Annotated in this window: 22 protein-coding genes and 2 tRNA genes; 12 read left to right on the plus strand and 12 right to left on the minus strand. The window is 72.7% G+C overall.

The window, feature by feature from the left end; translation table 11 throughout:
* Nucleotides 1–15 precede the first annotated feature (15 nt).
* Together IF651_RS00175 and IF651_RS00180 are read right to left on the minus strand one after the other, a co-directional pair.
* Complete coding sequence (locus IF651_RS00175) at nucleotides 16–1,839, minus strand: glycoside hydrolase family 13 protein (RefSeq protein ID WP_191827080.1); 1,824 nt, start codon at nucleotides 1,837–1,839, stop codon at nucleotides 16–18.
* 155 nt (nucleotides 1,840–1,994) lie between these two features.
* On the minus strand, nucleotides 1,995–3,029 hold the full coding sequence (locus tag IF651_RS00180) for a LacI family DNA-binding transcriptional regulator (protein WP_338403674.1): 1,035 nt from the start codon (nucleotides 3,027–3,029) through the stop codon (nucleotides 1,995–1,997).
* Between the two features lie 249 nt (nucleotides 3,030–3,278).
* Between IF651_RS00180 and IF651_RS00185 the strand changes: the two genes are divergently transcribed.
* From IF651_RS00185 to IF651_RS00205, 5 genes are all read left to right on the plus strand, one after another.
* Entirely contained in the window at nucleotides 3,279–4,517 is a 1,239-nt protein-coding gene (locus tag IF651_RS00185; protein ID WP_191827082.1) for a sugar ABC transporter substrate-binding protein, read from the plus strand.
* Nucleotides 4,518–4,617: 100 nt separating this feature from the next.
* Nucleotides 4,618–6,261, plus strand: a complete 1,644-nt coding sequence (locus tag IF651_RS00190) for an ABC transporter permease subunit (RefSeq protein WP_191827083.1) — start codon at nucleotides 4,618–4,620, stop codon at nucleotides 6,259–6,261.
* 1 nt (nucleotide 6,262) lies between these two features.
* Nucleotides 6,263–7,195: a sugar ABC transporter permease gene (locus IF651_RS00195; protein ID WP_191827084.1), complete on the plus strand. Its 933-nt coding sequence runs from the start codon at nucleotides 6,263–6,265 to the stop codon at nucleotides 7,193–7,195.
* Nucleotides 7,196–7,197: 2 nt separating this feature from the next.
* Nucleotides 7,198–9,075, plus strand: a complete 1,878-nt coding sequence (locus tag IF651_RS00200) for a glycoside hydrolase family 13 protein (protein ID WP_338403675.1) — start codon at nucleotides 7,198–7,200, stop codon at nucleotides 9,073–9,075.
* Nucleotides 9,076–9,399: 324 nt separating this feature from the next.
* Nucleotides 9,400–10,695, plus strand: a complete 1,296-nt coding sequence (locus IF651_RS00205; protein ID WP_338403725.1) for a deoxyguanosinetriphosphate triphosphohydrolase — start codon at nucleotides 9,400–9,402, stop codon at nucleotides 10,693–10,695.
* 11 nt (nucleotides 10,696–10,706) lie between these two features.
* On the opposite strand, the gene IF651_RS00210 is transcribed toward IF651_RS00205, so the two are convergent.
* Nucleotides 10,707–11,165, minus strand: a complete 459-nt coding sequence (locus IF651_RS00210; protein ID WP_191827086.1) for a VOC family protein — start codon at nucleotides 11,163–11,165, stop codon at nucleotides 10,707–10,709.
* Between the two features lie 79 nt (nucleotides 11,166–11,244).
* Here IF651_RS00210 and IF651_RS00215 point away from each other — a divergent pair, with 79 nt between their 5' ends.
* Both IF651_RS00215 and dnaG read left to right on the plus strand, forming a co-directional pair.
* Nucleotides 11,245–12,213: a helix-turn-helix domain-containing protein gene (locus tag IF651_RS00215; protein WP_191827087.1), complete on the plus strand. Its 969-nt coding sequence runs from the start codon at nucleotides 11,245–11,247 to the stop codon at nucleotides 12,211–12,213.
* Nucleotides 12,214–12,223: 10 nt separating this feature from the next.
* Entirely contained in the window at nucleotides 12,224–14,179 is a 1,956-nt protein-coding gene (dnaG, locus tag IF651_RS00220; protein ID WP_191827088.1) for a DNA primase, read from the plus strand.
* Between the two features lie 4 nt (nucleotides 14,180–14,183).
* Here the strand turns inward: dnaG and IF651_RS00225 are convergent, their stop codons facing one another.
* From IF651_RS00225 to IF651_RS00235, 3 genes are all read right to left on the minus strand, one after another.
* Nucleotides 14,184–15,650, minus strand: coding sequence for an MFS transporter (locus IF651_RS00225; protein WP_191827089.1), 1,467 nt, complete (start codon nucleotides 15,648–15,650; stop codon nucleotides 14,184–14,186).
* A 92-nt stretch (nucleotides 15,651–15,742) separates the two neighbouring features.
* Nucleotides 15,743–15,815: transfer RNA gene (locus IF651_RS00230), tRNA-Asn, on the minus strand.
* Nucleotides 15,816–15,860: 45 nt separating this feature from the next.
* Nucleotides 15,861–16,376 (minus strand): hypothetical protein, encoded by a 516-nt coding sequence (locus IF651_RS00235; protein WP_191827090.1) that lies wholly within the window; start codon nucleotides 16,374–16,376, stop codon nucleotides 15,861–15,863.
* Nucleotides 16,377–16,514: 138 nt separating this feature from the next.
* Here IF651_RS00235 and IF651_RS00240 point away from each other — a divergent pair.
* Nucleotides 16,515–16,588 (plus strand) — tRNA-Ile (locus IF651_RS00240).
* Between the two features lie 67 nt (nucleotides 16,589–16,655).
* On the opposite strand, the gene IF651_RS00245 is transcribed toward IF651_RS00240, so the two are convergent.
* Complete coding sequence (locus IF651_RS00245) at nucleotides 16,656–17,894, minus strand: acyltransferase family protein (protein ID WP_191827091.1); 1,239 nt, start codon at nucleotides 17,892–17,894, stop codon at nucleotides 16,656–16,658.
* Nucleotides 17,895–18,062: 168 nt separating this feature from the next.
* Between IF651_RS00245 and IF651_RS00250 the strand changes: the two genes are divergently transcribed.
* The 3 genes from IF651_RS00250 (at nucleotide 18,063) to IF651_RS00260 (ending at nucleotide 20,078) form a co-directional block, all read left to right on the plus strand.
* Nucleotides 18,063–18,869 (plus strand): DUF1206 domain-containing protein, encoded by an 807-nt coding sequence (locus IF651_RS00250; protein WP_338403676.1) that lies wholly within the window; start codon nucleotides 18,063–18,065, stop codon nucleotides 18,867–18,869.
* Between the two features lie 55 nt (nucleotides 18,870–18,924).
* Complete coding sequence (gene def, locus IF651_RS00255) at nucleotides 18,925–19,410, plus strand: peptide deformylase (RefSeq protein ID WP_191827092.1); 486 nt, start codon at nucleotides 18,925–18,927, stop codon at nucleotides 19,408–19,410.
* A gap of 167 nt (nucleotides 19,411–19,577) precedes the next feature.
* Complete coding sequence (locus tag IF651_RS00260) at nucleotides 19,578–20,078, plus strand: DUF3145 domain-containing protein (RefSeq protein ID WP_191827093.1); 501 nt, start codon at nucleotides 19,578–19,580, stop codon at nucleotides 20,076–20,078.
* A 99-nt stretch (nucleotides 20,079–20,177) separates the two neighbouring features.
* On the opposite strand, the gene IF651_RS00265 is transcribed toward IF651_RS00260, so the two are convergent.
* The 5 genes from IF651_RS00265 to IF651_RS00285 form a co-directional block, all read right to left on the minus strand.
* Nucleotides 20,178–21,419: a beta-ketoacyl-[acyl-carrier-protein] synthase family protein gene (locus tag IF651_RS00265; RefSeq protein ID WP_191827094.1), complete on the minus strand. Its 1,242-nt coding sequence runs from the start codon at nucleotides 21,417–21,419 to the stop codon at nucleotides 20,178–20,180.
* Between the two features lie 85 nt (nucleotides 21,420–21,504).
* Nucleotides 21,505–21,753, minus strand: coding sequence for an acyl carrier protein (locus tag IF651_RS00270; RefSeq protein WP_191827095.1), 249 nt, complete (start codon nucleotides 21,751–21,753; stop codon nucleotides 21,505–21,507).
* 127 nt (nucleotides 21,754–21,880) lie between these two features.
* Nucleotides 21,881–22,888: a beta-ketoacyl-ACP synthase 3 gene (locus tag IF651_RS00275; protein ID WP_191827096.1), complete on the minus strand. Its 1,008-nt coding sequence runs from the start codon at nucleotides 22,886–22,888 to the stop codon at nucleotides 21,881–21,883.
* Complete coding sequence (locus IF651_RS00280) at nucleotides 22,885–23,880, minus strand: acyltransferase domain-containing protein (RefSeq protein ID WP_191827097.1); 996 nt, start codon at nucleotides 23,878–23,880, stop codon at nucleotides 22,885–22,887. Before IF651_RS00280 ends, IF651_RS00275 begins: the two co-directional genes overlap by 4 nt.
* A gap of 104 nt (nucleotides 23,881–23,984) precedes the next feature.
* Nucleotides 23,985–25,184 carry a PucR family transcriptional regulator gene (locus tag IF651_RS00285; RefSeq protein ID WP_422110419.1) on the minus strand — a complete coding sequence of 400 codons (1,200 nt, stop codon included), beginning with the start codon at nucleotides 25,182–25,184 and terminating at the stop codon, nucleotides 23,985–23,987.
* Nucleotides 25,185–25,295: 111 nt separating this feature from the next.
* Here IF651_RS00285 and IF651_RS00290 point away from each other — a divergent pair, with 111 nt between their 5' ends.
* A complete protein-coding gene (locus tag IF651_RS00290; RefSeq protein WP_191827098.1) occupies nucleotides 25,296–25,982 on the plus strand; it encodes a hypothetical protein in 687 nt (228 codons plus the stop codon).
* The last annotated feature ends 45 nt before the right edge of the window (nucleotides 25,983–26,027 follow it).

Genomic DNA, 26,027 nt, shown 5'->3' on the forward strand with positions numbered 1-26,027 from the left:
ACCCGGCCGGCCGGTTCAGCGCGTGCGGAGCCAGACCGTCGTGTCGGACGGCACGCGCACCTGCGGGTCGGCGGAGCGGTCCGTCGTCACGGGGCCGGACGCGACGAGCACCTCGACGCCGCCGGGCAGGTCGACGGGCTCGTCCCCGAGGTTCGCGACGACGACGACGTCCCGGTTGCGGAACGCGATCACGTCGGCCGAGGCGGCGTAGCGCTCGACCCAGGCGAGGTCGCCGCCCCCGAGGCGCTCGGCGCGGCGCGTCGCGAGCGCCGCGCGGTACGTCTCGTAGGTCGAGCCCTCGACGCCCCGCTGGACGTCGGCGGCGTAGCGCCCGTACGACTCGGGCTGGGGGAGCCAGGTCTTCCCGCTCGGACCGAACCCGTAGCCTGCAGCGGCCGCCTCCCAGGGCATCGGGATGCGGCAGCCGTCGCGACCTGCCTCGGCGCGCCGGGTGCGGAAGAACGCCGGGTCCTGCCGGACGTCGTCCGGCAGGGTCGTGTGCTCGGGGAGCCCCAGCTCCTCGCCCTGGTAGAGGTAGGACGAGCCGGGCAGGCCGAGCATGAGCAGCGAGGCCGCGCGGGCGCGGCGCAGCCCGAGCGCCTCGTCGGGCTGCGGGTCGCTCGCGAAGAGCCCGTTGGGACGCGCCCCCGGCTCGGCGAGCCCGAGACGCGTGGCGTGGCGCACGACGTCGTGGTTGGACAGCACCCACGTCGTGGGCGCCCCGACCGCGTCGTTCGCGTGCAGCGACGCGGCGACGACGCGTCGTAGCGCGGGGGCCGACCAGCCGGTCGTGAGGAACGAGAAGTTGAACGCCTGGTGCATCTCGTCCGGGCGGACGTAGCGCGCGAGCCGCGAGAGCGGCTCGACCCACGCCTCGGCGACGAGCGCGCGGTCGCCGTCGTACCCGGCGAGCACGCGGTGCCAGGACCGGTAGATCTCGTGCACTCCGTCCTGGTCGAACATCGGCCCGGAGTTCCCGGCGCCGGTCGAGCCGTCCTCGGGGGCGCCCGCGTCGGTCGCCCCCTCGGTGCCCTCGACCATGGAGACGCTGCCGTCCCAGTCGGGCAGGCCGTCGGCCTTGATCATGCCGTGCGCGACGTCGACACGGAACCCGTCCACGCCCTTGTCGAGCCAGAACCGCAGGACGCCCTCGAAGTCGTCACGGACCTCGGGGTTGGTCCAGTCCAGGTCGGGCTGGGACGAGTCGAACAGGTGCAGGTACCACTGGCCGGGGACCTCGCCGACGGCGCCGGTGACGGGGTGGGCGTCCGCGCCGGCCGTGACGCGCGTCCACGCCGGTCCGCCGAAGATCGACTGCCAGTTGTTCGGGGGCAGCTCGCCGTGCTCGCCGCGGCCCTCGCGGAACAGGTAGCGAGCGCGCTCGGGGGATCGCTCCGGCGTGGCCAGCGCGGCCCGGAACCAGGCGTGCTGGTCCGACGTGTGGTTGGGGACGAGGTCGACGACCACGCGCATGCCGCGCGCGTGCGCCTGTGCGAGCAGCTCGTCGAAGTCCGCGAGCGTGCCGAACAGCGGGTCGACGTCGCGGTAGTCGGCGACGTCGTAGCCCGCGTCCTTCTGGGGTGAGCGGTAGAACGGGCTGAGCCACACGGCGTCGATCCCCAGCTCTGCCAGGTGGTCGAGCCGCGCCGTGATGCCGGGCAGGTCACCGATCCCGTCGCCGTCGCCGTCGGCGAACGATCGCGGGTAGACCTGGTAGATCACGGCGTCGCGCCACCACCGCGGGGCGTCGCCGGGACCGACGTGCACGAGGTCGCCGGCCGCGAGCGGGGCGCGGGTCGAGGAGTCGGTCGCAGGCGCGATCGAATCGATACGAGTCATCAGGGGGAAGTCCTCACGTGCTTCAGGGGTGGGTGGTGGCAGCCCGGTGGGCGCCCGCTCATTCAAGTGTAAGCGCTTGCGGAAACGCGTTGCGGGTGCCGACGGTCCGGGTGAGCGGGCTGTGGGGCGTGGGTGCGGCGTGGGTGCGGCGGCGGTCAGTCGGTGGAAGGACGGGCGGGCGCGGCACCCGTGGAGTCGCGCACGATGAGCTCCGTCTGGAACAGGAGCTCGGAGCGCGGGGCGCGCCCGCCCTGGATCTCCGTGAGCAGCGCGCTGATGGTCGCGTGCGCCATCGCCGCCACCGGCTGGCGGACCGTGGTCAGGGGTGGGTCGGTGAACCCGATGAGCGGCGAGTCGTCGTAGCCGACGACCGATACGTCGTCGGGGACGCGCAGGCCGCGGGAGCGCACGGCGCGGATCGCGCCGAGGGCCATGAGGTCCGAGCCGCAGACGATCGCCGTGTGACCGGAGTCGACGAGCTCGGCGCCGGCCGCCTGGCCGCCCTCGACGGTGTACAAGGTCGTGACGATGTGCCGGCGGGCCGACTCGACGTCGTCCGCGAGACCGTGTCGGACCAGCGCCTCGCTGAAGCCGGCGACCTTGCGCTGCGCCGGGATGAATCGCTCGGGCCCGATCGCGAGCCCGATGCGGCGGTGGCCGAGCGAGACGAGGTGCCGCACGGACAGCTCGGCGCTCGCCACGTCGTCGGGCGAGACGAACGGCGCGTCGATGCCCTCGGCGTACCCGTTGACGAGCACGATCGGGATGCCGCGCGAGCGCAGGCGCGCGTAGCGCTCGCGGCTCGCCTGCGTGTCGGCGTGCAGGCCCGAGACGAAGACGATCCCGTCGACCGCATGGTCCATGAGCATCTCGACGTAGTCGTCCTCCGTGGTCCCGCCGGGGGACTGCGTGCACAGGAGCGGGGTGTACCCGTGCTCCGAGAGCACCGACTCGATGGTCTGCGCGAACGCAGGGAAGACGGGGTTCGTCAGCTCGGGGACGACGAGCCCGACGAGCCCGGCCGACCGGGTGCGCAGCGTCGAGGGGCGCTCGTAGCCCAGCACGTCGAGAGCGGCGAGCACGGCCTGGCGCGTCTCGCTCGCGACGCCGGGCTTCCCGTTGAGCACGCGGGAGACCGTCGCCGTCGAGACGCTGGCCTGGGTCGCGAGATCACTGAGACGGGTGCGCACGTGAGGAAGCGTAGGTGACACCGGACCTCCTCGTCCTGGTCGTCCGTACGGCGGGCACGGGTCCTGGTGGACCTCGACCGCCGGATCGTGGTGGGGCAGGGCGCCGCGAGGCGTTCTGCAAAGCGTTGCATGAAAGTTACCGCAAGGACTTGCACCAGCGCCACCCGCCGCTCTACCGTCATCGCATCAGGGCCACGGTCGGCACGAGCCGGCTACGGCCGCCGCACGTGCACACCTGGGAGACCACTGATGCGACGGAGCATCCTTCTTGCCGCCGCGCTGACCACGACGCTGGCGCTGGGCGCCTGCTCGTCCGGCGGGTCGGGCGACGAGACCACCGACGAGCCGAGCGGCGAGAGCAGCTCCACGGCGTCCGGCGGCTCGCTCACCATCTGGGTCGACGAGACCCGTCAGGACGCCGTGACCGATGCGGCACAGTCCTTCGAGGACGAGACCGGCACGGCCGTCGACGTCGTGCTCAAGAACTTCGACGAGATCCGCGCCGACTTCCTCGCCCAGGTCCCCACGGGCGAGGGCCCCGACATCACCGTCGGCGCCCACGACTGGCTGGGCGAGCTCACGACCAACGGCGTCGTCGCCCCGCTCGAGCTCGGTGACACGGCGGCGGGCTTCGAGGACGTCTCGCTCGCGGCGTTCACGCAGGACGGCCAGGTCTACGGCCTGCCCTACGCGATCGAGAACATCGCCCTCATCCGCAACACCGCGCTCGCGGACGAGGCACCCGCCACCTGGGACGACGCGATCGCAGCCGGCGAGGCAGCCGGGACGAAGTTCCCGATCCTCGTCCAGTCGGACGGCGACAAGGGCGACCCCTACACGCACTACCCGTTCCAGACGTCGTTCGGCGCCCCGGTGTTCGAGCAGAACGAGGACGGCAGCTACACCTCCGAGCTCGCGATGGGCGGTCCCGAGGGGCAGGCGTACGCCGAGTGGCTCGGTGAGCAGGGCGCGGCGGGCAACCTCAGCCAGGACACGACGTACGACATCGCGGTCGAGGCGTTCAAGAACGGCGAGTCGCCGTTCATCGTCGGCGGCCCGTGGATGATCGAGTCGTTCGAGGGCCTCGACCTGTCGATCGACCCGGTCCCGGCCGCGGGCGACCAGCCCGCGCAGCCGTTCGTGGGCGTCCAGGGCTTCTACCTGAGCGCGGAGAGCGACGACGCCATCGTGGCGAACGACTTCCTCGTGAACTACATGTCCACGGAGGACGCGCAGGTCGCGCTGTACGAGGCGGGTGGCCGTCCGCCGGCACTGACCGCCGCGGCCGACACCGCGGCCGCCGACGACCCGATCGTCGCGGGCTTCCGCGAGGTGGGTGCCGACGCGGTGCCGATGCCCTCGATCCCCGAGATGGCTTCCGTCTGGAGCTTCTGGGGCGTGACCGAGGCGGCCATCGTCAACGGCGCCGACCCGGTCTCCTCCTGGGACAAGATGATCGAGGACATCCAGTCCGCGATGGACGCCTGACCCGACGATCGCACCGGTGACGCCCATCCCTCGCTCGGAGGGGTGGGCGTCCCCCGATCCAGGCGCGGTCCCGTACCGCGCCGCATCCCTCGGAGGAACGATGTCTTCCCCACAGGTCACGTCGGCCGCCACCACGGCCGGCTCGAGCGGCGACGACGTGCCGCCCCGACGCCGGGGCCGCACGAGCCGTCCCGACGCGTCGCACGCGCGCAGCTACGGCCCCGGCTTCATCGCGAAGCTCGTGCTCATGGCGGTCGTCGACGCGCTCGGCGTCTACGTCGTGTGGTCCGCGTGGACCCAGGACTCCTACGGCATCCTCGCCGTGTCGCTCGCCCTGCTCGTCGCGGCGAACTGGGTGTACTTCACCCGGCGCGCGCTCGCGCTGAAGTACATCCTGCCCGGCCTCGGGTTCCTCCTCGTCTTCCAGATCTTCGTCGTCGCCTACACGGGCTACGTCGCGTTCACCAACTACGGCACCGGGCACAACGGCACCAAGGACCAGGCGGTCGAGGCGCTCCTCGTGCAGAACGAGCGCCGCGTGGAGGGTTCGCCCAGCCTGCCGCTGACGGTCGTGGAGGACGGTGGCACGCTCGGGTTCGCGGTCGTGGGCGAGGACGGCGCGGTCACGGCCGGCACCGCCGAGCAGCCGCTGTCCGCGCAGGACGACGCGACCGTGCAGGACGGGCGGGCGACCGAGGTCCCCGGGTACGCCGTCGTCGACCGTGAGCAGATCCTGGAGCGACAGGACGAGGTCACCGACCTGCGGGTCCCGGTGTCCGACGACCCGGAGGACGGCTCGATCCGCACGACCGACGCCCGCACCGGGTACGTCTACACGTCGGTGCTCGAGTACGACGCGGCGTCGGACACGATCACGGACACGTCCACCGGGGTCACGTACACGCCGAACGACGACGGCCAGTTCGAGGCCGCCGACGGGTCCACGCTCGCGGTCGGCTGGCGCGTCCCGGTCGGGTTCGACAACTTCGTCACCGCGTTCTCCGACGGTCGGTACGCCCAGCCGTTCCTCAAGATCCTCGTCTGGACGTTCGTCTTCGCGATCGGGTCGGTGGTGACGACGTTCCTCCTGGGTCTGTTCCTCGCCATCGTCTTCAACGACACGCGGCTGCGCGGGAGGCGGGTCTACCGGACGCTGATGATCCTCCCGTACGCCGTCCCCGGCTTCCTCGCCGCGCTGCTGTGGTCCGGGCTGTTGAACACCCGCTTCGGGTACGTCAACCAGGTGCTGCTCGGCGGGGCGGAGATCCCGTGGCTCACCGACCCGTTCCTCGCCAAGCTGTCCGTCCTCGCGGTGAACCTGTGGCTCGGCTTCCCCTACATGTTCCTCATCTGCACGGGAGCTCTGCAGTCGTTGCCCTCCGACGTCATGGAGGCGGCCAGGATCGACGGCGCCGGGCGCTGGCGGACGTGGCGCTCCATCACGCTCCCGCTCCTGCTCGTCGCGACCGCGCCGCTGCTCATCTCGTCGTTCGCGTTCAACTTCAACAACTTCACGCTGATCTACATGCTCACGGGCGGCGGTCCACGGTTCGCCGACGCCTCGGTGCCGCTGGGCCACACCGACATCCTCATCTCGATGGTGTACTCGATCTCGGGTGTCGACGGGTCCGCCACGAAGGACTTCGGCCTCGCGAGCGCGCTGTCGATCGTCATCTTCGTCATCGTGGGTGGCATCTCCGCCCTGGCCTTCCGCAGCACGCGCAAGTTCGAGGAGATCAACTGACATGGCCATTCCCACACCGGCCACGACGGCCGCTGCGGCCGGCTCGTCCGCGCCGTCCTCGCGCACGCTGACCGACCACCGGCGCATGAGGCCTCGTCGCTGGTTCACCGAGCTGGGCTGGCGGCACGTCGTCGGCGTCGTCGCCGTCGTGTACGCGGCGTTCCCGCTGGTCTACGTCCTGTCGGCGTCGCTGTCCGAGAACGGCACGCTCACCGGCTCCAACACGCTGTTCGCCGACGTGAGCGGCGCGAACTACGCCGAGCTCGGCACCACGATGTTCTGGACGTGGATGGCGAACACGCTCGTGATCGCGGTCGCGACGTCGGTCGGGACCGTCCTCATGGGCGCCGCGGCCGCGTACGCGTTCTCGCGGTTCCGGTTCGCCGGGCGACGGATCGGCCTGACGGCGCTGCTGATCGTCCAGATGTTCCCGCAGATGCTCGCGTTCGTCGCGATCTTCCTCCTGCTCCTCGGCCTCGGGAACGTCGTCCCGGTGCTGGGTCTGAACAGCAAGATCGCGCTCATCGCCGTCTATCTCGGCGGGGCGCTCGGCGTGAACACGTTCCTCATGTACGGGTTCTTCAACACCGTCCCGCGCGAGCTGGACGAGGCGGCGAAGATCGACGGCGCGACGCACAGCCAGGTCTACTGGACGATCATCCTGCGGCTCGTCGCCCCGATCCTCGCCGTCGTCGCGCTGCTGTCGTTCATCGCGACGTTCGGTGAGTTCATCATCGCGCGCATCGTGCTGACCTCGGAGAGCAACTGGACGCTCGCCGTCGGGCTGTACGGGTGGGTCTCGTCGCTGCGGGAGGCGAACTGGGGCCTGTTCACCGCGGGCGCGGTGATCTCCGCGCTCCCCGTGCTCGCGCTGTTCCTCTACCTGCAGAAGTACATCGTCGGCGGGTTGACCGCCGGTTCCGTGAAGGGGTGAGCGTGGCTGACGAGGTGGATGCCGGTACGCCGACGACCGGCGCGCCCGGGCCGCACCACGACGGGTCCGCGCTCTACGTCCCCGAGGGCACGCCCGCTCTCGGCGACACGGTCCCGGTCCGGGTGCGCGTCCCGCGCGGCCGGTCCGGCCCAGCCGTGCGGGACGTGTGGCTGCGCACCGTCCGGGACGGCGAGCCGCGACTGTCGCCGGCGCGGCTCGACCGGTCGGACGAGCACGAGGACTGGTACGTCGCCGAGGTCCTCGTGCACAACCCGGAGACGAGCTACCGCTTCTTCCTCGACACGCCCGGTGCGGACGGCAGCAGCGGGTATCGCTGGCTGAACGGGCGCGGCACGTGGGACCGCGACGTCCCCGACGCGGCGGACTTCCGCCTCACGGTGCACGACCCGGCGCCGGCCTGGATGTCCGACGGCGTGGTGTACCAGGTCTTCCCCGACCGGTTCGCGCGCTCCGCAGCCGCCGACGGCCGCGCCCTGCCCGACTGGGCCGTACCCGCCGCCTGGGGCGACGAGCCGCACGGGTCGGGCCCGGACGTCGGGACGCAGTACTACGGCGGCGACCTCACCGGGATCGAGGAGCACCTCGACCACCTGGTGGCGCTCGGAGTCTCCACCCTCTACACGACGCCCGTCTTCCCGGGCCGCTCCAACCACCGGTACGACGCCAGCACGTTCGACCGCGTCGACCCGCTGCTCGGGGGAGACGCGGCCTATGCGTCGTTGATCCGCGCCGCGCACGCGCGCGGGCTGCGCGTCATGGGTGACCTGACCACCAACCACACCGGCGCCGGGCACGAGTGGTTCACGCGCGCCGTCGGGCGCCCGGACGCGCCCGAGCGGGACTTCTACTACTGGACCGAGGGCCAGCCCGGGTACGTCGGGTGGCTCGAGCACGCGTCGCTGCCGAAGCTGTCCTACGGGTCCGCCGAGCTCGCGGCGCGCATGATCGACGGGCCGGACTCCGTCGTCGGGCGCTACCTGCGTGCGCCGTACGGGCTCGACGGCTGGCGGATCGACGTCGCGAACATGACCGGCCGCCACGGCGCGGAGGACCGCACGCTCGAGGTCGCGCGCACGCTGCGCGCGACGATGGCCGCGATCGACCCGGACGCGGCGCTCGTCGCGGAGCACTTCCACGACGCGTCGGGCGACCTCGCGGGCGACGGCTGGCACGCGAACATGAACTACTCGGCCTTCACGCGACCGGTCTGGACCTGGCTGTCGCCGGCGGACTCGCCCGTGCCCTACCTGGGACTGCCCGTCCGTACGCCGCGGCGGGGTGGCCGGTCGGTCGTCGAGACGATGCGCGACTTCGACGCCGTCGTCCCGTGGCGCGTCACCGCGTCGCAGTGGAACATGCTCGGCTCGCACGACACGCCGCGCCTGCGCTCGATCGTCGGCTCGCGCGAGCTCGTCGAGGTCGCGGCGACGCTCCTGCTCACCTACCCCGGTACGCCGGTGGTCTTCGCGGGGGACGAGGTCGGGCTCACCGGCATCAACGGCGAGCACGCGCGCGCGACGATGCCCTGGGACGAGCCGGACCGCCGGGACGCCGCGACGTTCGAGGTCTACCGCTCGCTGATCGGCGTGCGACGCGCGTCGGCCGCGCTGCTGTCCGGTGGTCTGCGCTGGGTGCACGTGGACGACGACGTGCTCGTCTACCTCCGCGAGACCGCGGACGAGCGTGTGCTCGTGGCCGTCGCACGCGCGCCGTGGTCGGGCGTCCGGCTGCACCCCGCGGTCGTCGGCGCGGCGCGCGAGGCGGAACGCCTCCACGGCGACCTCGACCTCGACACGCCCGACGGCGCGTGGCGTCTCGCGGCCGACGGCCCGGCCGTCGGCGTCTGGCGCCTGCGCTGACCGACCGATCACGCCGAGCCCGCAAACGGGCGCTTCTCGACAGCCTCCACGGATCCGGGTGGAGTGTGTGACGATCGCCGGCGTGACCGTCGTGCGCATCGCGATCCTGTCCGACGTCCACGGCAACCTGTCCGCGCTCGACGCGGTGCTCGCCGACGCCGGGACTCGCGGGGTGACCCGGATCATCAGCCTGGACTTTCTCCCCCGGACGCCCGACGACGGGAACCGGCGCCTACCGCGGGCTCGTCGCGACCGGGGAGCCTGCGGACCGGTCGCTACGCTGAGCGCGTGCAGACGTTCGAGCAGGGTGCGTTCGACCCGACCGTGGTCGGGACCTTCCCGCGGCCCGCCCCGGGGGAGGAGGGGACGGCGTCGTACACCGACGCGGACACGGAACGCTGGTTCGTGGAGGCGCCGAAGTCCAAGTTCCGCACGCCGTTCGAGCGCGACCGCGCGCGCGTGGTGCACTCCTCGGGCCTGCGCCGGCTCGGCGCGAAGACCCAGGTGCTCGGACCGGGCAGCGACGACTTCGTGCGGACCCGGCTCACGCACTCGCTCGAGGTCGCGCAGGTCGGTCGGGAGATGGGGCGCGCGCTCGGGTGCGACCCGGACCTCGTCGACACGGCGTGCCTCACGCACGACCTCGGGCACCCTCCGTTCGGGCACAACGGCGAGCGCGCGCTCGCGGAGGTCGCGCGCGACGTCGGGGGGTTCGAGGGCAACGCGCAGACCCTGCGGCTGCTGACCCGGCTCGAACCCAAGATCTTCACCGCCGACGGCCGGCCCATGGGCCTCAACCTGACCCGCGCGAGCCTCGACGCGAGCGTCAAGTACCCGTGGCGGTACGGGGCCGGGCCGACCAAGCCCGACGGCGGGACGACGCACAAGTTCGGCGTCTACCCCGACGACACCCCGGTCTTCGACTGGCTGCGTCAGGGGGCACCGCGCGGGGCGCGGTGCATGGAGGCCCAGGTCATGGACCTGGCGGACGACATCAGCTACTCGGTGCACGACGTCGAGGACGCCGTCGTCGGCGGGCGGCTCGACCTCGCGCTGCTGCACGACGAGGCCGAGCGCGCACGCGTCGCCGAGCACGTACGCGCCTGGTACGGCACCTGGCACGACGCCGACGCGCTCGACGCCGCCCTGCTGCGCCTGCTCGAGACCGGCGACCTGGTGACCGACTTCGACGGCTCCCGCCGGTCGCTCGCACAGCTCAAGGACGCCACGAGCCAGCTCATCGGCCGGTTCAGCGGTGCGGCACAGACGGCGACGCGGGATCTCTTCGGCGACGGTCACCTCACCCGGTACACCGCGCGGCTCCTCGTGCCGGACGAGACGGCCGACGAGATCCTCGCGCTCAAGGGCGTCGCGGTCACCTACGTCATGGCGCCGCGCGAGCAGGAGCCGCTCTACCAGCGTCAGCGCGAGGTGATCGCCGATCTCGTAGGTGTCCTCGCCGACCGCGGTCCCGTCGCGCTCGAGCCGTCGTTCGCGGCCGACTGGCGGGCAGCGCCCGACGACGACGCGCGGCTGCGCGTCGTCGTCGACCAGGTCGCGTCGCTCACCGACGTCTCGGCGATGCAGCTCCATGCCCGGCTCGTGCCGGGGCACGACTGAGCGGCGGGCGGTCAGGCGTCGCCGCGCTCCGCCATCCAGGCGTCGCTCGCGCGCTGCACGTCCGCCCCGGTCACGTCGTCGGCGACGGTGACGAGGTACCAGCGGTGCCCGAAGGGGCACCGCACCGCTGACTGCCGGAAGCCGGGGAACCAGTCCGCAGGCTCCGCGAGGCTCGTCGCCCCCGCGCCGAGCGCGCGCGCGTACGCCGCGTCGGTGTCGTCGACCGGGATCGTGAACGACGCGTGCGTCGGCGCGCCGGCCTCCGGAGCGACCGAGTCCGGCGGGAAGGCCTCGGCGACGGTGAAGGTCGAGCTGCTCGTGCCCGAGCGCAGGCGCAGGTCGGAGTGGATCACGACGTCCCCGGCCGTGATCGTGTCGATCACCTCGGCGCCGAGCGCCGTCTCGTAGAACGCGATGGCCTCGCGCGCCCCGCTCACCGTGACGTTGGGGTGCAGCGCCGACATCTCCATGGTGTCCTCCTTCGTCCGCCCGGGACCGTCCCCGGTCCGACCAATGCTCGTGTCTGCGGATCGTGGCAGTCTTGGAGGAATGCGACAGGTGTTCGAGTCGGCGCGCACGCCGCCCGCGACGGGCGCGGCGACGGCGCGCCCCAGCACGTCGACGCGGGGGATCGTCGATCCTGGTGCGGCCGCGCGAGGCTTCGAGCTCGTGCGGCTCGACCCGTCCCCGGATCTCGCCGACCTCGTGGAGCGGCACTGGGTGGTGCGCTGGGACCTCGCGACCGGAGAGTCGTTCACCCAGGTGGTCGTGCCGCACCCGACGGCGAACGTGGTCGCCGAGTCGACCGGGTACGCAGCGCACGGGATCCCGGCCGGCCTGTTCACGCGCACCCTGCACGGGTCCGGCGCGGTGGTCGGGACCAAGCTGCGCCCCGGGGCGTTCCGCGTCCTGCTCGGGTCCGACGACGCCCTGCGGGCGGGCGCGACGATCGACGCGGCGTCGTTCCTCGGCCCGACGGCGCGGGCGATCGCGGACCGTGCGGTGACGTGCGCGGCCCGGGGGGACGACGCGCGCGCGGTCGCCCTCGTCGAGCCGCTGCTGCGGGCACGGGCCGAGCGGGTCCGCGACCCGCGTTCGGCTCGCGACCTCGCACGCGTGCAGGACGTGCTGGCCGCGCTCGTCGGCGGCGCGCTCCCGCCGGGCGCCGGAGTGCGCGACCTCGCGCACGTGGCGGGGATCTCGTCCCGCTCGCTCCAGAGGCTGTTCGCGGCCTGCGTCGGGGTGAGCCCCAAGTGGGTGCTCCAGCGTCACCGTGTGCACCTGGCCGCAGAGCTGCTCGCGTCGGACCCCGAGCGGGACCTCGCGGCTCTCGCGACCGCTGTCGGCTACTACGACCAGGCGCACTTCGGCACCGACTTCGTCCGCGCGACCGGTACGACTCCCGGGTCCTACGCCCGCCGGTGCGCGGCCTCGCGCGAGGAGGGTTTCGCCTCGACCCCGACGCGGGACGTCGGCCACCGGGCACGGGCGCGGTCGCGGGCGGTCGCGGGCGCATAGACTCGCTCTCGTGGCTGGCCTGATCCGACGTGAGGACGTGGACGCCGTCCGTGACCGCGCGCGTATCGACGAGATCGTCTCGGCCCACGTCACGCTCAAGCCGGCCGGTGTCGGCTCGATGAAGGGCCTGTGCCCCTTCCACGACGAGCGCTCGCCGTCGTTCCACGTCCGGCCCGGCGTGGGGCGTTGGCACTGCTTCGGCTGCGGCGAGGGCGGTGACGTCATCTCGTTCGTGCAGAAGATCGACGGGCTCACCTTCACCGATGCCGTCGAGTACCTCGCGGACCGCGTGGGTGTCCAGCTGCGCTACGAGGACTCCGGTTCTGGTGGCCCTCAGCGTCCGCGCGAGGAGCCCGGCAGGCGTCAGCGACTGCTCGAGGCGCACCGGGTCGCCGCACAGTACTTCTCCGAGCAGCTCATGGCGCCGGGAGCCGCGGCGGCGCGGGGGTTCCTGGCCGAGCGCAGCTTCGACCGGGCGGACGCCGAGCACTTCGGCGTCGGCTACGCCCCGCAGGGCTGGGACAACCTGCAGCGCCACCTCCAGGGCCGCGGGTTCACGCAGGCCGAGCTGGTCGCGTCCGGGCTCATGAGCCAGGGTCAGCGCGGCATCTACGACCGGTTCCGAGGTCGTCTCGTCTGGCCCATCCGCGACGTCACGGGCGAGATCGTGGGGTTCGGCGCGCGCCGCCTCTACGACGACGACCAGGGCCCCAAGTACCTCAACACGCCCGAGACCAGCCTCTACAAGAAGTCGCACGTCCTGTACGGGATCGACCTCGCCAAGCGCGAGATCGCGAAGACCAAGCGGGTCGTCGTCGTCGAGGGCTACACGGACGTGATGGCCGCGCACCTGTCGGGCGTGACGACGGCGGTCGCCACGTGCGGCACCGCGTTCGGGTCCGACCACGCGCGGATCGTGCGACGCCTGCTCGGCGACACGACGGCCGGGGCCGGCAGCCAGCTCGCGTCCGGCGTGTCCGTGGGGGGCGAGGTCATCTTCACGTTCGACGGCGACGCGGCGGGTCAGAAGGCCGCGGTGCGCGCGTTCGGCGAGGACCAGCGGTTCTACGCCCAGACCTTCGTCGCCGTCGAGAGCAGCGGCATGGACCCGTGCGAGCTGCGCATGGCGCACGGCCCGGGGGGAGTGCGCGCGCTGGTCGACGGGCGCCAGCCCCTCTTCGAGTTCGTCATCCGCACGACCCTCGCGGAGTTCGACCTCGACACGGCCGAGGGCCGGGTGGGCGCGCTGCGGGCAGCAGCACCGATCGTCGCCGGCATCCGAGACACCGCGCTGCGGCCGGAGTACGCGCGGATGCTCGCCGGGTGGATCGGGACGGACACCGAGCGCGTGCGACGCGAGGTCGCCGCCGCGGGCAGGCGCCCGACGGCGGGACCGGGCCGGTCGGCGCGATCGGGCGCCGACGCGTCGCGTCCGGTGCCCGACGAGGGCGGTGGTGCGGCGTCCGACCCCGCAGTACCCGCCCCTGACCCGCGGGATCCCGTCGCGCGCCGGGAACGCCTCGCTCTGGCGGCGGTGATGCAGTACCCGCAGCACGTGCCGACGTCGTTCGACACGCTCGGCGAGGACGCGTTCGCCGTCCCCGCCTGGCAGGCCGTGCACGCGGCGATCCGTGCCGCCGGAGGAGTCCAGGAGGGAGCGACGACGGCGGACGGTCGCTGGGTGGAGGCCGTCACCGAGCAGGCCGCCGAGCCCGTGCGTGCGCTCGTGACCGAGCTCGCCGTGGCGCCGCTGCCGGAGGACCGGGAGCACGTCGTCGGGGACTACGTCGCCGGCGTCGTGCGCAGCGTGGTGGACCTCGGCCTGACGCGGCGCATCGCAGACGCCCGTGGCCGGCTGCAGCGGCTCGACCCGACCGGGGACCCCGCCGTCTACCAGGAGGCGTTCTCCGGGCTGCTGGCTCTGGAGGCCGAACGACGGACCTTGCGCGAGGCAGGCGTCGCCTGACGCGTCAGCCCGCGCCCGAGCCCGGCTCGGTCGAGGAGAGGCTCGCGGACCGACGCTCGCGGGCCGCCGTACGGTCGGTCGGCATGAGCGCGGCCAGGACGACGATCGCTGCCGCGCACACCGCGAGCAGTCCGAGGACGAGGTGGATCGCCGACATCAGGCCCGGACCGGACGGCGTCCCGTCGGTGCCGACCACCGTGCGCGCGTTGACGACGGCCCCGCACACGGCCACGCCGACCGCAGAACCGAGCGAGCGGGCGAACATGTTCGTGCCGGTGACGGCGCCTCGCTCCGTGAACGCCGCCGCCGACTGCGCGGCGATGAGCGTGGGGACGGCCGTCATGCCCATGCCGAGGCCGACACCGAAGCACACCGCCGCGACGGCGACCAACGGTGACGTCGCGCCGAGCAGGAGCGAGAGCGTCAGCGCGACGAGCACCAGCGACGAACCGACGACGGCGGTGAGGCGGAACCCGACCCGGAGGTACACGCGGCCGGCGTTGGTGGCAGAGAGCGGCCACCCGACCATCATCGCCGCGAGCGTGAAGCCTGCGAGGAGGGGGCCGACGCCGAGCACGGCCTGCGCGTAGACGGGGACGTACGTGGAGAGGCCGAGCACGATCGTCCCGACGAGGAGCGAGATGGCCGTGGAGACGCCGACGACGCGTCGGCGCAGGATCGTGAGGTCGATGATCGGGTGCTCCGAGCGGCGCGCGTGCACGACGAAGGCGACGAAGAGGCACGCGGCGGCGGCGAGCACGCCGACCGAGGCCGGGGACCACCACGCCCAGCCGGTGCCGCCCTCGAGCAGGCCCAGGAGGAGCAGCACGCTCGCGCCGCTGAGCAGGACGGCACCGAGGTAGTCGATCGGCTCGCGCCTGCCTTCGTGCCGCGTCTCGTGGTACCGGCGCACGATGATCCAGGTCGCGAGCACGCACAGCGGCACGTTGACGAAGAAGATCCACCGCCAGCTGACGAACTCCGAGAAGACCCCGCCCAGCGTGGGACCGACGACCGACGAGATCGCCCAGACCGACGCGAGGTAGCCCTGCGTCTTCGCGCGCTCCTCGAGCGAGTAGATGTCGGCCGCGATCGTGAGCGAGACGGGCATGACCGCACCGGCACCGAGGCCCTGCAGCACCCGGCCGGCGACGAGGGCGGGCATGGACCACGCCGCGCCGCACAGGACGGAGCCGACGAAGAACAGTCCGACGCCCGCGAGCATGAGGCGCTTCCGGCCCAGGATGTCGGCGAGCCGGCCGAAGACCGGTGTCCCGACGGCCTGGGCGAGCAGATAGCTGGAGAACAGCCAGGGAAGCTGCTCGAACCCACCGAGCTGGCGCGCGATGGTCGCGGACGCCGTCGCGATGATCGTCGCGTCCAGTGCGACGAGAGCGGTGGACAGCATGAGCGCGAGGAGGATCGGACCACGCTCAGAGCGCAGGCCGACCCCGGACGGGTTCGAGGGCACGCAGGTGAAAGCCCGTGGCTGCCGTCTCGTATTCCCGTGGGAACGCATCAGCCCCCGGCCTGTCGTGACAGGTCCGGGGGCTGATCGCTGGGCTCCCGCGGTAGGACTTGAACCTACGACCGTCCGATTAACAGTCGGATGCTCTGCCAGCTGAGCTACGCGGGATCGTCCACGGATGCACCGTGGCGGCCGGAGAAAACTCTAGCAGGCCTAGAGGGGTAGGCCGGACGCGGACCGCACCCGGCTCTCTGCCGCATCGACGCGCGCGGTCACCTCGGGGTCGGTCAGGTCGACGCCCAGGTCCGCGACGACCTGCGAGAACAGCCGGCCCGAGCCGTCGCGGCGCACGGCGACGCGCGCGGTCCGTCCTGCGGTGAGCGTCACCGTCTCCGACAGGACGACCGACGACTGGACCCGCTCGCGCAGCACCTGGGCCAGTGCGCTGCGTCCCTCGTCCGCGAGGCGCAGGGCCAGCGGCGGCGACCCGTCGACCCAGGTGACGGTGATCGTCGACGTCTCGGGGTCCCAGGACGCCCGGTCGACGTCGGACCAGGGTCGCGCCCAGGCGTGGGAGCCGTCGGCGTCGCAGGTCGCGAGCGTCGTTCGCGTCGCCGCCGCCCAGGACCCGTCGGCGAGCCCGGCCGCCGCGAGCACACGGTCACCGGGCTCGCGGACCACCGCTCGGCGGACGTCTGGTGGTAGAGGAGTACGTCGGAACGAGGGCACGGAACCACGGTAGCCGCTGCCGACGGCAGCTCCGGCTCCAGCACGTGCGCAGGGAACGTTCCGGGGGGACGGCGGAGGAGCTCCTGCCCGACGGCGGTGCCGGTGGGGGAGGTACCGCGAGCGGTATGCTCGCGGCGCGCCCCGTTAGCTCAGCTGGTCAGAGCAGGAGACTCATAATCTCTCGGTCGCGGGTTCAAGTCCTGCACGGGGCACCGAGCGCACCTCAGCGCACCTTCCTGCCACGTCTCGTCCTGTGGCCCCAGCTGTCGTGCTCCGGAGCTACCCGACCTGTGCGGGCTGCTCGGGTGCTGGCCGACCCGCGTGACCGGACGGGTCCGGCGTGACCGCCGTGCGGGGCCCTCCCGCCGACCTGTCGCGTCGATCGGCCTCGTCGAGGTCGCGTTCGACCGCGCGTCGCAACCGCGGCCCGAGAGGGCGTTCGACGTAGCGGTTCACCAGGTAGGCCAGTGCCACCATGGTCACGGTCACGAGGATGAACGTGACCGTCGCGGTGAGGTGCGGGTGGAGGATCTCGATCATCCAGCGGCCCCACGACGAGTGCAGCAGGTACAGCGGGTACGTGACGGCGCCGAGGACGGTCAGCCACTTCCAGGAGATCCTGTTGAGCGGCGTCAGTGCGAGCAGCGCGACGACTGCGAAGCACACGACGATCGCGGTCCAGTACGTCGAGGGGCTGAGCGTGATGTCCGTGCTGTTCGCGATCCGCAGGGACTGGATCCGGCCGGAGTACGCGCCGGCGAGGGCGACGTTCATGGCGAGCACCATCCACAGCACCGGTGACCCCCTGTCCCGGACCAGGAGGCACAGCACCATGCCGCCGGCGAAGAGCGGAGCGTCGGCGGCGATGAGCACCGTCGAGAGGATCTGTGGCCCGTGCTCGACCGACAGTGCGCCCGCCACCGGCCACAGCGTCGCGAAGGCGACGAGACGGTTGCGGGTCATGCCGCCCAGGGCGAGCAGCACGGCGATGAGCACGTAGAACCGCAGCTCCGTCCACAACGTCCAGTAGACCGACTCGACGTCGGAGAAGCCGAGCGCGCGCTGCACCATCGTGAGGTTCATCGCCGCCTCGGGGAGGTCGATCTGCTTTCGCCCGGGTGAGACGAGGGCGAAGAGCACGACGCCGAGGATCACGGACACCCAGTACGCCGGGAAGAGCCGGCCGATCCGCGATGCCGTGAAGGAGCGCACGCCGCGGCCCTGGGCAGACATGAGGATGACGAACCCGCTGACGATGAAGAACAGCTGCACGCCGAACGAGCCGAACACTGCCCAGCGCTGGGTGTCGGGGAACACCTCGTCGGTGCGCTGCCCCCACGCGTGGTGGTTGAGCGCCGCGTAGTGGTACAGCAGCACCCCGAAGGCGGCGACGAAGCGCAGGCCGTCGAGCGCCGCGAGCCGCGGTCGGGCCGGGTCGTTGCGTGTGCCGCTGGTGCTCGGGGCCGCCGGGGTGCTCGGCACCGAGGCAGGCGTCGGAGATGCCGTCGTCTCAGTCATCGCGACTGACGTTATCAAATCGTGATGTGCGCGGCGTGACGTCACGACGAAGGTGCGACGTGAAGTCACGACGAAGGTGCGAGAGGCCGTGCGGCCTGCCAGAGTGTGCGGGCCGGAATGCCCGGCGGCGCGTAGGGGCGACGTGCAGGTCGAACGAAGGAGGAATCCGTGGCAACGAAAGCGGGCACTGCGGGCAAGGCAGCCGCTCAGGACGCGCGAGGGAGCAAGACTCTCGAGATGCTCGCGCGAGCGGGGTACGCGGTCAGCGGGTTGCTCCACCTGCTCGTCGGCTTCCTCGCCGTCCAGGTCGCGACGGGCTCGGCGTCGAGCTCGGAGGCCGATCAGTCCGGCGCCCTCTCCGAGGTGGCGCAGACGCCTGGCGGGGTGGTCGTCCTGTGGTTCGCCGTCGTCGCGTTCGTCGCGCTCGGCGTCTGGCAGGTGCTGGTCGCGGCATCCGGGACGCTCGAGACGTCCGACCGGCTGAAGTCGGCCGGCAAGGCCGTGCTCTACGTCGCGCTCGCTTTCCTCTCGCTGCAGTTCGCGATGGGCTCCGGCAGCAGCTCCGGCAAGGAGGAGAGCTTCACCGCGTCGATCATGAGCAACCCGGCCGGGCAGGTGCTGGTCGGGGCCGTGGGCGTCGGCATCGTGGTGAGCGGGATCTACCACGTGGTGAAGGGCTGGCGGAAGAAGTTCCTCGAGGACCTGCGGGGCAACGCGCGCGGTCAGCTCGGGAGCGCCGTCGTCGTCCTCGGGCGCGTGGGCTACATCGCGAAGGGCGTGGCCCTCGGCGTGCTCGGCGGGCTGTTCGTGACCGCCGCGCTGCAGTCGGACCCGGAGAAGGCTGGTGGGCTGGACGACGCGTTCGGCACCATCGCCTCGCAGCCCTTCGGTCCCTTCCTGCTCGGCGCCGTCGGGGTGGGCTTCGCCGCGTACGGTCTGTACTCCTTCGCGCGGGCCCGCTACGCCCGCATGTAGCCCCGGGGATCCGCCGGTGTGCGGTGGTCGGGACGGCCCGTGAAATGATGTGGCCATGGCGATGAGAGAGATCCGCACCATCCCCGACCCCGTGCTCCGGACCCCTTGCGACGAGATCACCACGATCGACGACCGCGTGCGGTCCCTGGTCGCCGACCTCGTCGAGACCGTGGACCACGAGGGCCGCGCAGGTCTCGCCGCCAACCAGATCGGTGTGAACCTCAGGGCCTTCTCGTGGAACATCGAGGACGAGATCGGCTATGTCCTCAACCCGCGGATCGTCGAGCTGTCGGAGGACTTCCAGGACGGCGACGAGGGCTGCCTGTCGGTGCCGAACCTCTGGTACCCGACGCGCCGCGCCTGGTACGCGCGCGTCGTCGGCACCGATCTCGACGGGAACGAGGTGGTCGTCGAGGGCACCGAGCTCATGGCCCGGTGCCTGCAGCACGAGTGCGACCACCTCGACGGGTTGCTGTACCTCGACAGGCTCGACCGCGCCGTCCGCAAGAAGGCGATGCGTGCGCTGCGCGAGCAGCTCTGACCGCTCGGGCAGGTCGCGACGACCCGCCACGCCGGGTCTCCGCCTCGCGTCGCGCCGCGTCGTCGGGCATGATGGGGCCCAAGGACGCCGCGCAGGTCTGTGAACTGCTGTGACGCCTCTCAGGTGGGGACGTTGGGGAAGACGGAACCTGACCTAGGGAGGCAGACATGGCTGGTGCCATCACCCGCGGTGTACTTTTCGTGCACTCAGCACCGCGTGCCCTGTGCCCGCACATGGAGTGGGCAGCGGGGAACGTCCTCGACGTGCGCGTCTCGCCGGACTGGACCGAGCAGCCCGCGGCTCCCGGCCTCTACCGGGCGGAGTACTCGTGGCAGGGCGCGCAGGGCACGGGCGCGCGTCTGGCCTCCGCGCTGCGAGGCTGGTCGCACCTGCGCTACGAGGTGACCGAGGAGCCGAGCCACGGGGCCGACGGCGGCCGCTGGTCCCACACCCCCGACCTCGGCATCTTCCACGCCGCGACCGACGTGCACGGGAACGTCGTGATCCCCGAGGACCGGGTCCGGGCCGCCCTCGAGCAGGCCCACGACCCGTGGGCGATGCGGGAGGCGCTGCACCTCGCGCTCGGCAAGGCATGGGACGACGAGCTCGAGCCGTTCCGCTACGCGGGCGCGGGCGCCCCTGTGCGGTGGCTGCACCGCGTGGGCTGACACCACTGCCCGTGGCGACCGTGCGGGGGCGCGGAAAGACCTAGCGGAGGGTCCGCCCGGACCGGGCAGGCCCTCCGCCGTGGTTCGATCCGGGAGAGGTCAGACGCTCGCCACGACGAGCGCGACGTTGTGCCCGCCGAAGCCGAACGAGTTGTTCACGGCCACGACGTCGCCCGCGGGCAGGGGCGCCGGGGTGTCACGCACGAGGGGCACCTGCAGCTCCGGGTCCGGGTTCGTGACGTTGATGGTCGGCGGCGCGAGGCGCTCGGCGACCGCCTTGATGGTGAAGATCGTCTCCAGGGCGCCCGCTCCACCGAGCAGGTGGCCCGTCATCGACTTCGTCGCGGAGAGCTGCACGTGGTCCGCGTCCGCGCCCAGCAGAGTCCGGATCGACCGGGTCTCGGTGAGGTCGCCGACCTTGGTCGAGGTGGCGTGGGCGTTGACGTGCACGACGTCGCGGCCCGTCGCCCCGGCCTCCTCGAGCGCCCGGCGCATCGCAGCGACCTGGCCCCGGCCGTCCGGGTCGGGCGAGGTGATGTGGTAGGCGTCGGACGAGAGCCCCACGCCGGCGAGCCGCGCGTAGACGCGCGCGCCACGGGCCGCGGCGTGCTCCGCGCTCTCCAGGACGACGACGCCCGCGCCCTCGCCCAGGACGAACCCGTCGCGGTCGACGTCGTACGGACGCGAGGCGCCCTGCGGGTCGTCGTTGCGCAAGGAGAGCGTGCGCGACGCCGCGAAGGCCGCGATCGGCATCGGGTGGATGGTGGCTTCGGTCCCGCCCGCGACGACGACGTCCGCGCGTCCGGAGCGGATCATCTCGACGCCGTAGCCGATGGCCTCCGCCCCGGAGGCGCAGGCCGAGACGAGCGCGTGCGCGCCGGCTCGTGCCCCGAGCTCGAGCGAGACGTAGGCCGTCGGGGAGTTGGGCATGAGCATCGGAACGGTCATCGGCAGCATGCGTCGGGCACCGCGCTCACGCAGCAGGTCCCAGCCGTCGAGCGTCGTCCAGATCCCGCCGATGCCCGAGGACACGACGGTGCCGAGTCGGTCGCCGTCCACCTCGGGGCTGCCGGCGTCCGCCCAGGCCTCGCGAGCGGCGACCAGCGCGTACTGCGTCGACGGGTCCATGCGCTTGGTCTCCGGCCGCGACAGGACCTCGGCGGGCGAGACCTTGATCGTGGCGGCGAAGGTCACGGGGATCTCGTACCGCTCGGACCAGTCGTTGTCGAGGGTGCGCGCCCCGGACTCGCCGGCGAGGGCGGCCGTCCAGGTCGAGGGCACGTCCCCGCCGAGCGGGGTCGTGGCGCCGAGGCCGGTGACGACGACTTCTGGGGCGGGCATGGTGGCTCCTTGAGTGGGGGAACAGCGGGTGCGGGCGGGTCGGCTGGTGTCGCCGACCCGCCCGTTGCCTGCGGCAGGACCTGGGTCAGCCCTGCGCGTTCGTGATGTAGGTCACCGCGTCGCCGACCGTCGTGAGGTTCTTGACCTCCTCGTCGGGGATGCGGACCCCGAACTTGTCCTCGGCGTGCGTGACGATCGTCATCATCGAGAGCGAGTCGATGTCGAGGTCGTCCGTGAAGGACTTCTCGAGCGCGACGGCGTCCGTCGGCAGCCCGGTCTCCTCGGCGACGATCTCGGCGAGGCCTGCGAGGACCTCCTGCTCGGTGTGGGCCATGTCTTCTCCTTGTCGTGGGGCCGGATGCCGGTCCCTGTGGCGGTGCCCGGGCGATGTCGAGCGGTCTCGACACGTCCGGACGGTTCGGTGCGGGTGCACGTCCAGGTACTGCGGGGACGATTCTTCCCTACGGCAGGACGATCACCTGCGCCGCGTAGACGAGACCGGCGCCGAAGCCGATCTGCAGGGCGAGATCTCCGGAGGAGACCTGCCCCTCGTCGAGCAGGCGCCGGGTCGCGAGGGGGATGGATGCCGCGGAGGTGTTGCCGGTGTCGGCGATGTCGCGACCGATGGCGACGGTCGGGGGGAGCTGGAGCTGCTTGACCATCTGGTCGATGATCCGCATGTTCGCCTGGTGCGGGACGAACGCCGCCACGTCGCCCGGGCTCACGCCCGCCTCGGCCATCGCCTTCGCGGCGACCGGGGCCATCTGGAAGCTCGCCCACTTGAAGACGCTCTGGCCGTCCTGGCGCAGGGTCGGCCACCCGAGCGTCGGGTCATCCCGGAGCGCGGACCACGCGTGGGTCTGGCGGATGGCCTGCGCCTTGGCCCCGTCCGAGCCCCAGACCGTCGGCCCGATGCCCGGCGTGTCGGAAGGGCCGACGATCGCGGCGCCGGCCCCGTCGCCCAGCAGGAACGAGATGGAGCGGTCCGTCGGGTCGATGAAGTCGCTCATCTTCTCGGCCCCCACGACGAGCACGTGCCGGGCGGTGCCGGCCCGCACCAGCGCGTCGGCCTGCGCGATGGCGTAGGCGTACCCGGCACACGCCGCCGAGACGTCGAACGCGGCCGCGGGCGTCGCGCCGATCCGCTCGGCGAGCACGGCCGCAGCGGCGGGAGTCTGGTGGAAGTACGTCACGGTCGAGACGATCACGGTGTCGATGTCGCCGCCCTGCAGCCCGGCGCGTGCGAGCGCGTCGCGCGCAGCGGTCTCGGACAGGTCGACGACGTCGACGTCGGCGCCCGCCCGGCGCCGGGTGATGATGCCGGTGCGCTGGCGGATCCACTCGTCCGAGGAGTCGATGGGGCCCGCGACGTCGTCGTTCGTCACGACGTGCTCGCCACGTGCGGTGCCGATCGCGAGGACGCGCGAGTGTGCCGGCCCCACCGCCTGGCGCAGCGCGACGGGGCTCACGCCGACGTCTCCGTGGAGCTCTGCGTGTCCCCATCCGTGGCGGAGTGCCGCGAGATCAGGTCCCGGGCCTTGTCGACGTCGGCCGGGGACTTCACGGCGAGCGTCTCGATCCCGGGCAGGGACCGGCGGGCGAGCCCGGTCAGCACACCGCCCGGCGCGAGCTCGAGGACCGCGGTCACGCCGAGCTCGGCCAGGGTCTCCTGGCACAGGTCCCAGCGCACGGGCGACGCGATCTGCGCGGTGAGGCGGCGCACGACGTCGCGTGCCTTGCCGTGCTCGCTGCCCTCGAGGTCGATGCGGGCGTAGGGCTCGCCGTCGGCGTTCGACAGGAGCGTCACGCGCGGGTCGGCGCAGTCCCAGCCGGCGGCGACGGGCTCGAACCTCTCGAGCGCGGGCTGCATGAACGGCGTGTGGAACGCACCGGCCACCTGCAGCGGAACGACCCGGGCCTTCGCCGGCGGGTCCGCGGCGAGCTGCGTGAGGTTCTCGAGGGCGCCGGCGGCGACGACCTGGCCGCCGCCGTTGACGTTCGCGGGCCACAGCCCGGCCGCCTCGATCGCGCTGAGGACCTCGTCGGGGTCGCCCCCGACGACCGCGCTCATCCCTGTCGGCTCGGCGGCGGCCGCCTCAGCCATGAACCGTGCGCGGTACGAGACCAGCCCGACGGCGCCGGCGTCGTCCAGCACGCCGGCGACGGCGGCGGCGGCGAGCTCACCGACCGAGTGGCCCGCGGTGACGTCGACGACCTCTGCGGGGTCGCGCCCGTCGAGGATCGTGCGGAGCGCGACCAGGGACGACGCCACGATGAGCGGCTGGGCGACCGCGGTGTCGCGGATGAGGTCGGCGTCCGAGGTCGTGCCGTGCGCGAGCAGGTCGGTCTCTGCGGCCGCACCGAGTACGGCGAGCAGGTCGGGGACGCCGGGCAGCTCGAGCCACGGGGCGAGCATTCCGGGGGACTGGGAGCCCTGTCCAGGGCACAAGACGGCGAGCACCCGTCAACTGTGCCAACGCGGCACCCGATCCCGTCGTCACGACCCGCACCAACCTTGTGGAGGGCGTTTGTGCGCAACCTACAAGAGCGCCGGTCTGGTGGCGTTCAGTGTGCCGCGGCGAGCTGTCCCAGTGCGAGGGCGATCTGCAGGACGAAGGACTCGCGTGCGTCGAGCGGGTCCCAGCCCGTGATCTCGGCGACCTTGCGCAGCCGGTACCTGACGGTGTTCGGGTGCACGTACAGGGTGCGGGCCGCCGCCTCGAGCGAGCGTCCGGTGCCGAGATAGGCCGACAGCGTCTCCAGCACCGACCCGGTGGCCTCGGCGAGCGGCCGGTACGCCTGCGCGACGAGCGTGCGCCGCGCGGTCGTGTCGCCCGTCAGGACACGCTCGGGGAGCAGGTCGTCCGCGAGCACGGGCCGGGGAGCCTGCGGCCACGCGGGCGCCGCCCGGAGCCCGGCGAGCGCGGCCTGCGCCGAGCGGCCCGCCTCGTCGAGGCCGGCGACGGTCGGCCCGATCACCACGGGACCGGGGCCGAACCGCGGCAGGAGGGAGGCCGCCGCCGCCTGCAGGTCCCCCTCGCCGCCGAGCACCAGGACGAGGCGGTCCCCGTGGATGCCGACGAGGCCGTCCCCGGCGACACGGCGGGTCGCGCGGCGCAGCTCCGCGGTGCGGACCTCGTCCAGCGGCGCGGTCATCGTCCCGGCCAGCACGAGCGCCGACCCGCGGCCACCCCACCCGAGCGCCGACAGGCGGGACCGCAACGAGTCGTCGCCCTCGCCCCGCACGAGGGCGTCGACCACGAGCGCCTCGAGCCGGGCGTCCCATGCTCCGCGGACCTCGGCGGCGCGCGCGTAGACCTCCGCGGCGGAGAAGGCGACCTCGCGGGAGTACCGCAGCACGGCCTCGCGCAGGTCGCGCTCGCCGCCCGGGGCGGCGAGGCGGTCGGAGTGCGCCTCGACGACCTCGACGACGATGCGCACGAGCAGCAGGGTGTTCTGCAACGAGATCGAGCGGGTCAGCTCGGGCGGCGCGGCCGCGAAGATCTCGCTGACGCCGTGAGGCGGCGCCTGCGGGTCGGCGTACCACGACACGAACGCCGTGATGCCGGACTGGGCGACGAGCCCGACGTACGACCGGTCCTCCGCGGGCAGGTCCCGGTACCAGGGGACCTCCTCGTCGAGCCGCCGCTGGGCGGCTGCCATCAGGAGCCCGCTGCCGTCCCGCAGCCGCTGGAGGTTGTCCGCGTTCCCGGGCTGTCCTGCTGACCGGGCGGGGCGTGCGGGAGGGGGAGTGGTCGCGGTCACGGGGCGAGCATACCGTCGCGACTTGTCGGGACCCGACAAAGAGCGGGAACGCTCGCGGTGACACGGGCGCTCACGAAGGTGTGGGTCGTGGAGAGCCGATAGGGTCGGTTCATGGCCATCCTGCCTCGACTGCGCAAGCTCATCCGACGCAAGACGTCGGCGTCGACCGTGGGGACCCGTCGCCCCCGGACGGGGGAGCGTCGCGGCGACACGGTGCACGAGGACGCCCTGCGTGCGGTGCTCGTGGACGACCCGAACGACGAGCGCGCCTTCCGCGCGCTCGCCGAGCTCGTCCGACGCCGCGCCGCAGAGGGGGCTCCTGCGGACGACCCGCTGGCCGCGCCGGTGGACGACGTGGAGAAGCAGCGTGCCGCCGATCTCGCGGTGTGGGCGCTCGCCGAGGAGCTCGCCGGCCACCCGAAGGGCTGGTTCCCCCTCATCGAGCTCGGGCGGCTCTCGCTCGAGGACGACCCGGAGGGAGCGGTGCGTCGCTTCGCTACCGCGGCCGAGCGCGAGCCCACGGGCAAGGCGCTCGCGCAGTCCATCCAGGTGCTGCGCGAGGCAGGGCAGCCGGGCGAGGCGCTCGGGCTCGGCGTCGGGCACTGGCGTGCGCGCGAGCACGTGCCCGAGGCGGGCCGGCAGGTCGTGCTCGCGGCGGTCGAGGCCGATCGCCTGCTGGAGGCGCGGATGCACCTGGACGCGCTCGCGGACTATCCCGACAGCAGGGCCGTCTCCGCCATGCGGTCCGAGCTCGAGGACGCGGTGGCTGCGGCGGAGGCTCGGCGCGCCGACGCCTGACGAGCACGGCCTCGGAGCCGCGCACGACGACGGCCGCCCACCCTC

This window comes from Cellulosimicrobium arenosum (genome assembly GCF_014837295.1).
Lineage (GTDB): Bacteria > Actinomycetota > Actinomycetes > Actinomycetales > Cellulomonadaceae > Cellulosimicrobium > Cellulosimicrobium arenosum.

Excerpts from the sequence above, each read along its gene's own strand:
- IF651_RS00175 (WP_191827080.1), bottom strand. The coding sequence starts at position 1,839 with ATGACTCGTATCGATTCGATCGCGCCTGCGACCGACTCCTCGACCCGC.
- IF651_RS00185 (WP_191827082.1), top strand. The coding sequence starts at position 3,279 with ATGCGACGGAGCATCCTTCTTGCCGCCGCGCTGACCACGACGCTGGCG.
- IF651_RS00190 (WP_191827083.1), top strand. The coding sequence starts at position 4,618 with ATGTCTTCCCCACAGGTCACGTCGGCCGCCACCACGGCCGGCTCGAGC.
- IF651_RS00195 (WP_191827084.1), top strand. The coding sequence starts at position 6,263 with ATGGCCATTCCCACACCGGCCACGACGGCCGCTGCGGCCGGCTCGTCC.
- IF651_RS00210 (WP_191827086.1), bottom strand. The coding sequence starts at position 11,165 with ATGGAGATGTCGGCGCTGCACCCCAACGTCACGGTGAGCGGGGCGCGC.
- IF651_RS00215 (WP_191827087.1), top strand. The coding sequence starts at position 11,245 with ATGCGACAGGTGTTCGAGTCGGCGCGCACGCCGCCCGCGACGGGCGCG.
- IF651_RS00245 (WP_191827091.1), bottom strand. The coding sequence starts at position 17,894 with ATGACTGAGACGACGGCATCTCCGACGCCTGCCTCGGTGCCGAGCACC.
- def (WP_191827092.1), top strand. The coding sequence starts at position 18,925 with ATGGCGATGAGAGAGATCCGCACCATCCCCGACCCCGTGCTCCGGACC.
- IF651_RS00260 (WP_191827093.1), top strand. The coding sequence starts at position 19,578 with ATGGCTGGTGCCATCACCCGCGGTGTACTTTTCGTGCACTCAGCACCG.
- IF651_RS00265 (WP_191827094.1), bottom strand. The coding sequence starts at position 21,419 with ATGCCCGCCCCAGAAGTCGTCGTCACCGGCCTCGGCGCCACGACCCCG.
- IF651_RS00270 (WP_191827095.1), bottom strand. The coding sequence starts at position 21,753 with ATGGCCCACACCGAGCAGGAGGTCCTCGCAGGCCTCGCCGAGATCGTC.
- IF651_RS00290 (WP_191827098.1), top strand. The coding sequence starts at position 25,296 with ATGGCCATCCTGCCTCGACTGCGCAAGCTCATCCGACGCAAGACGTCG.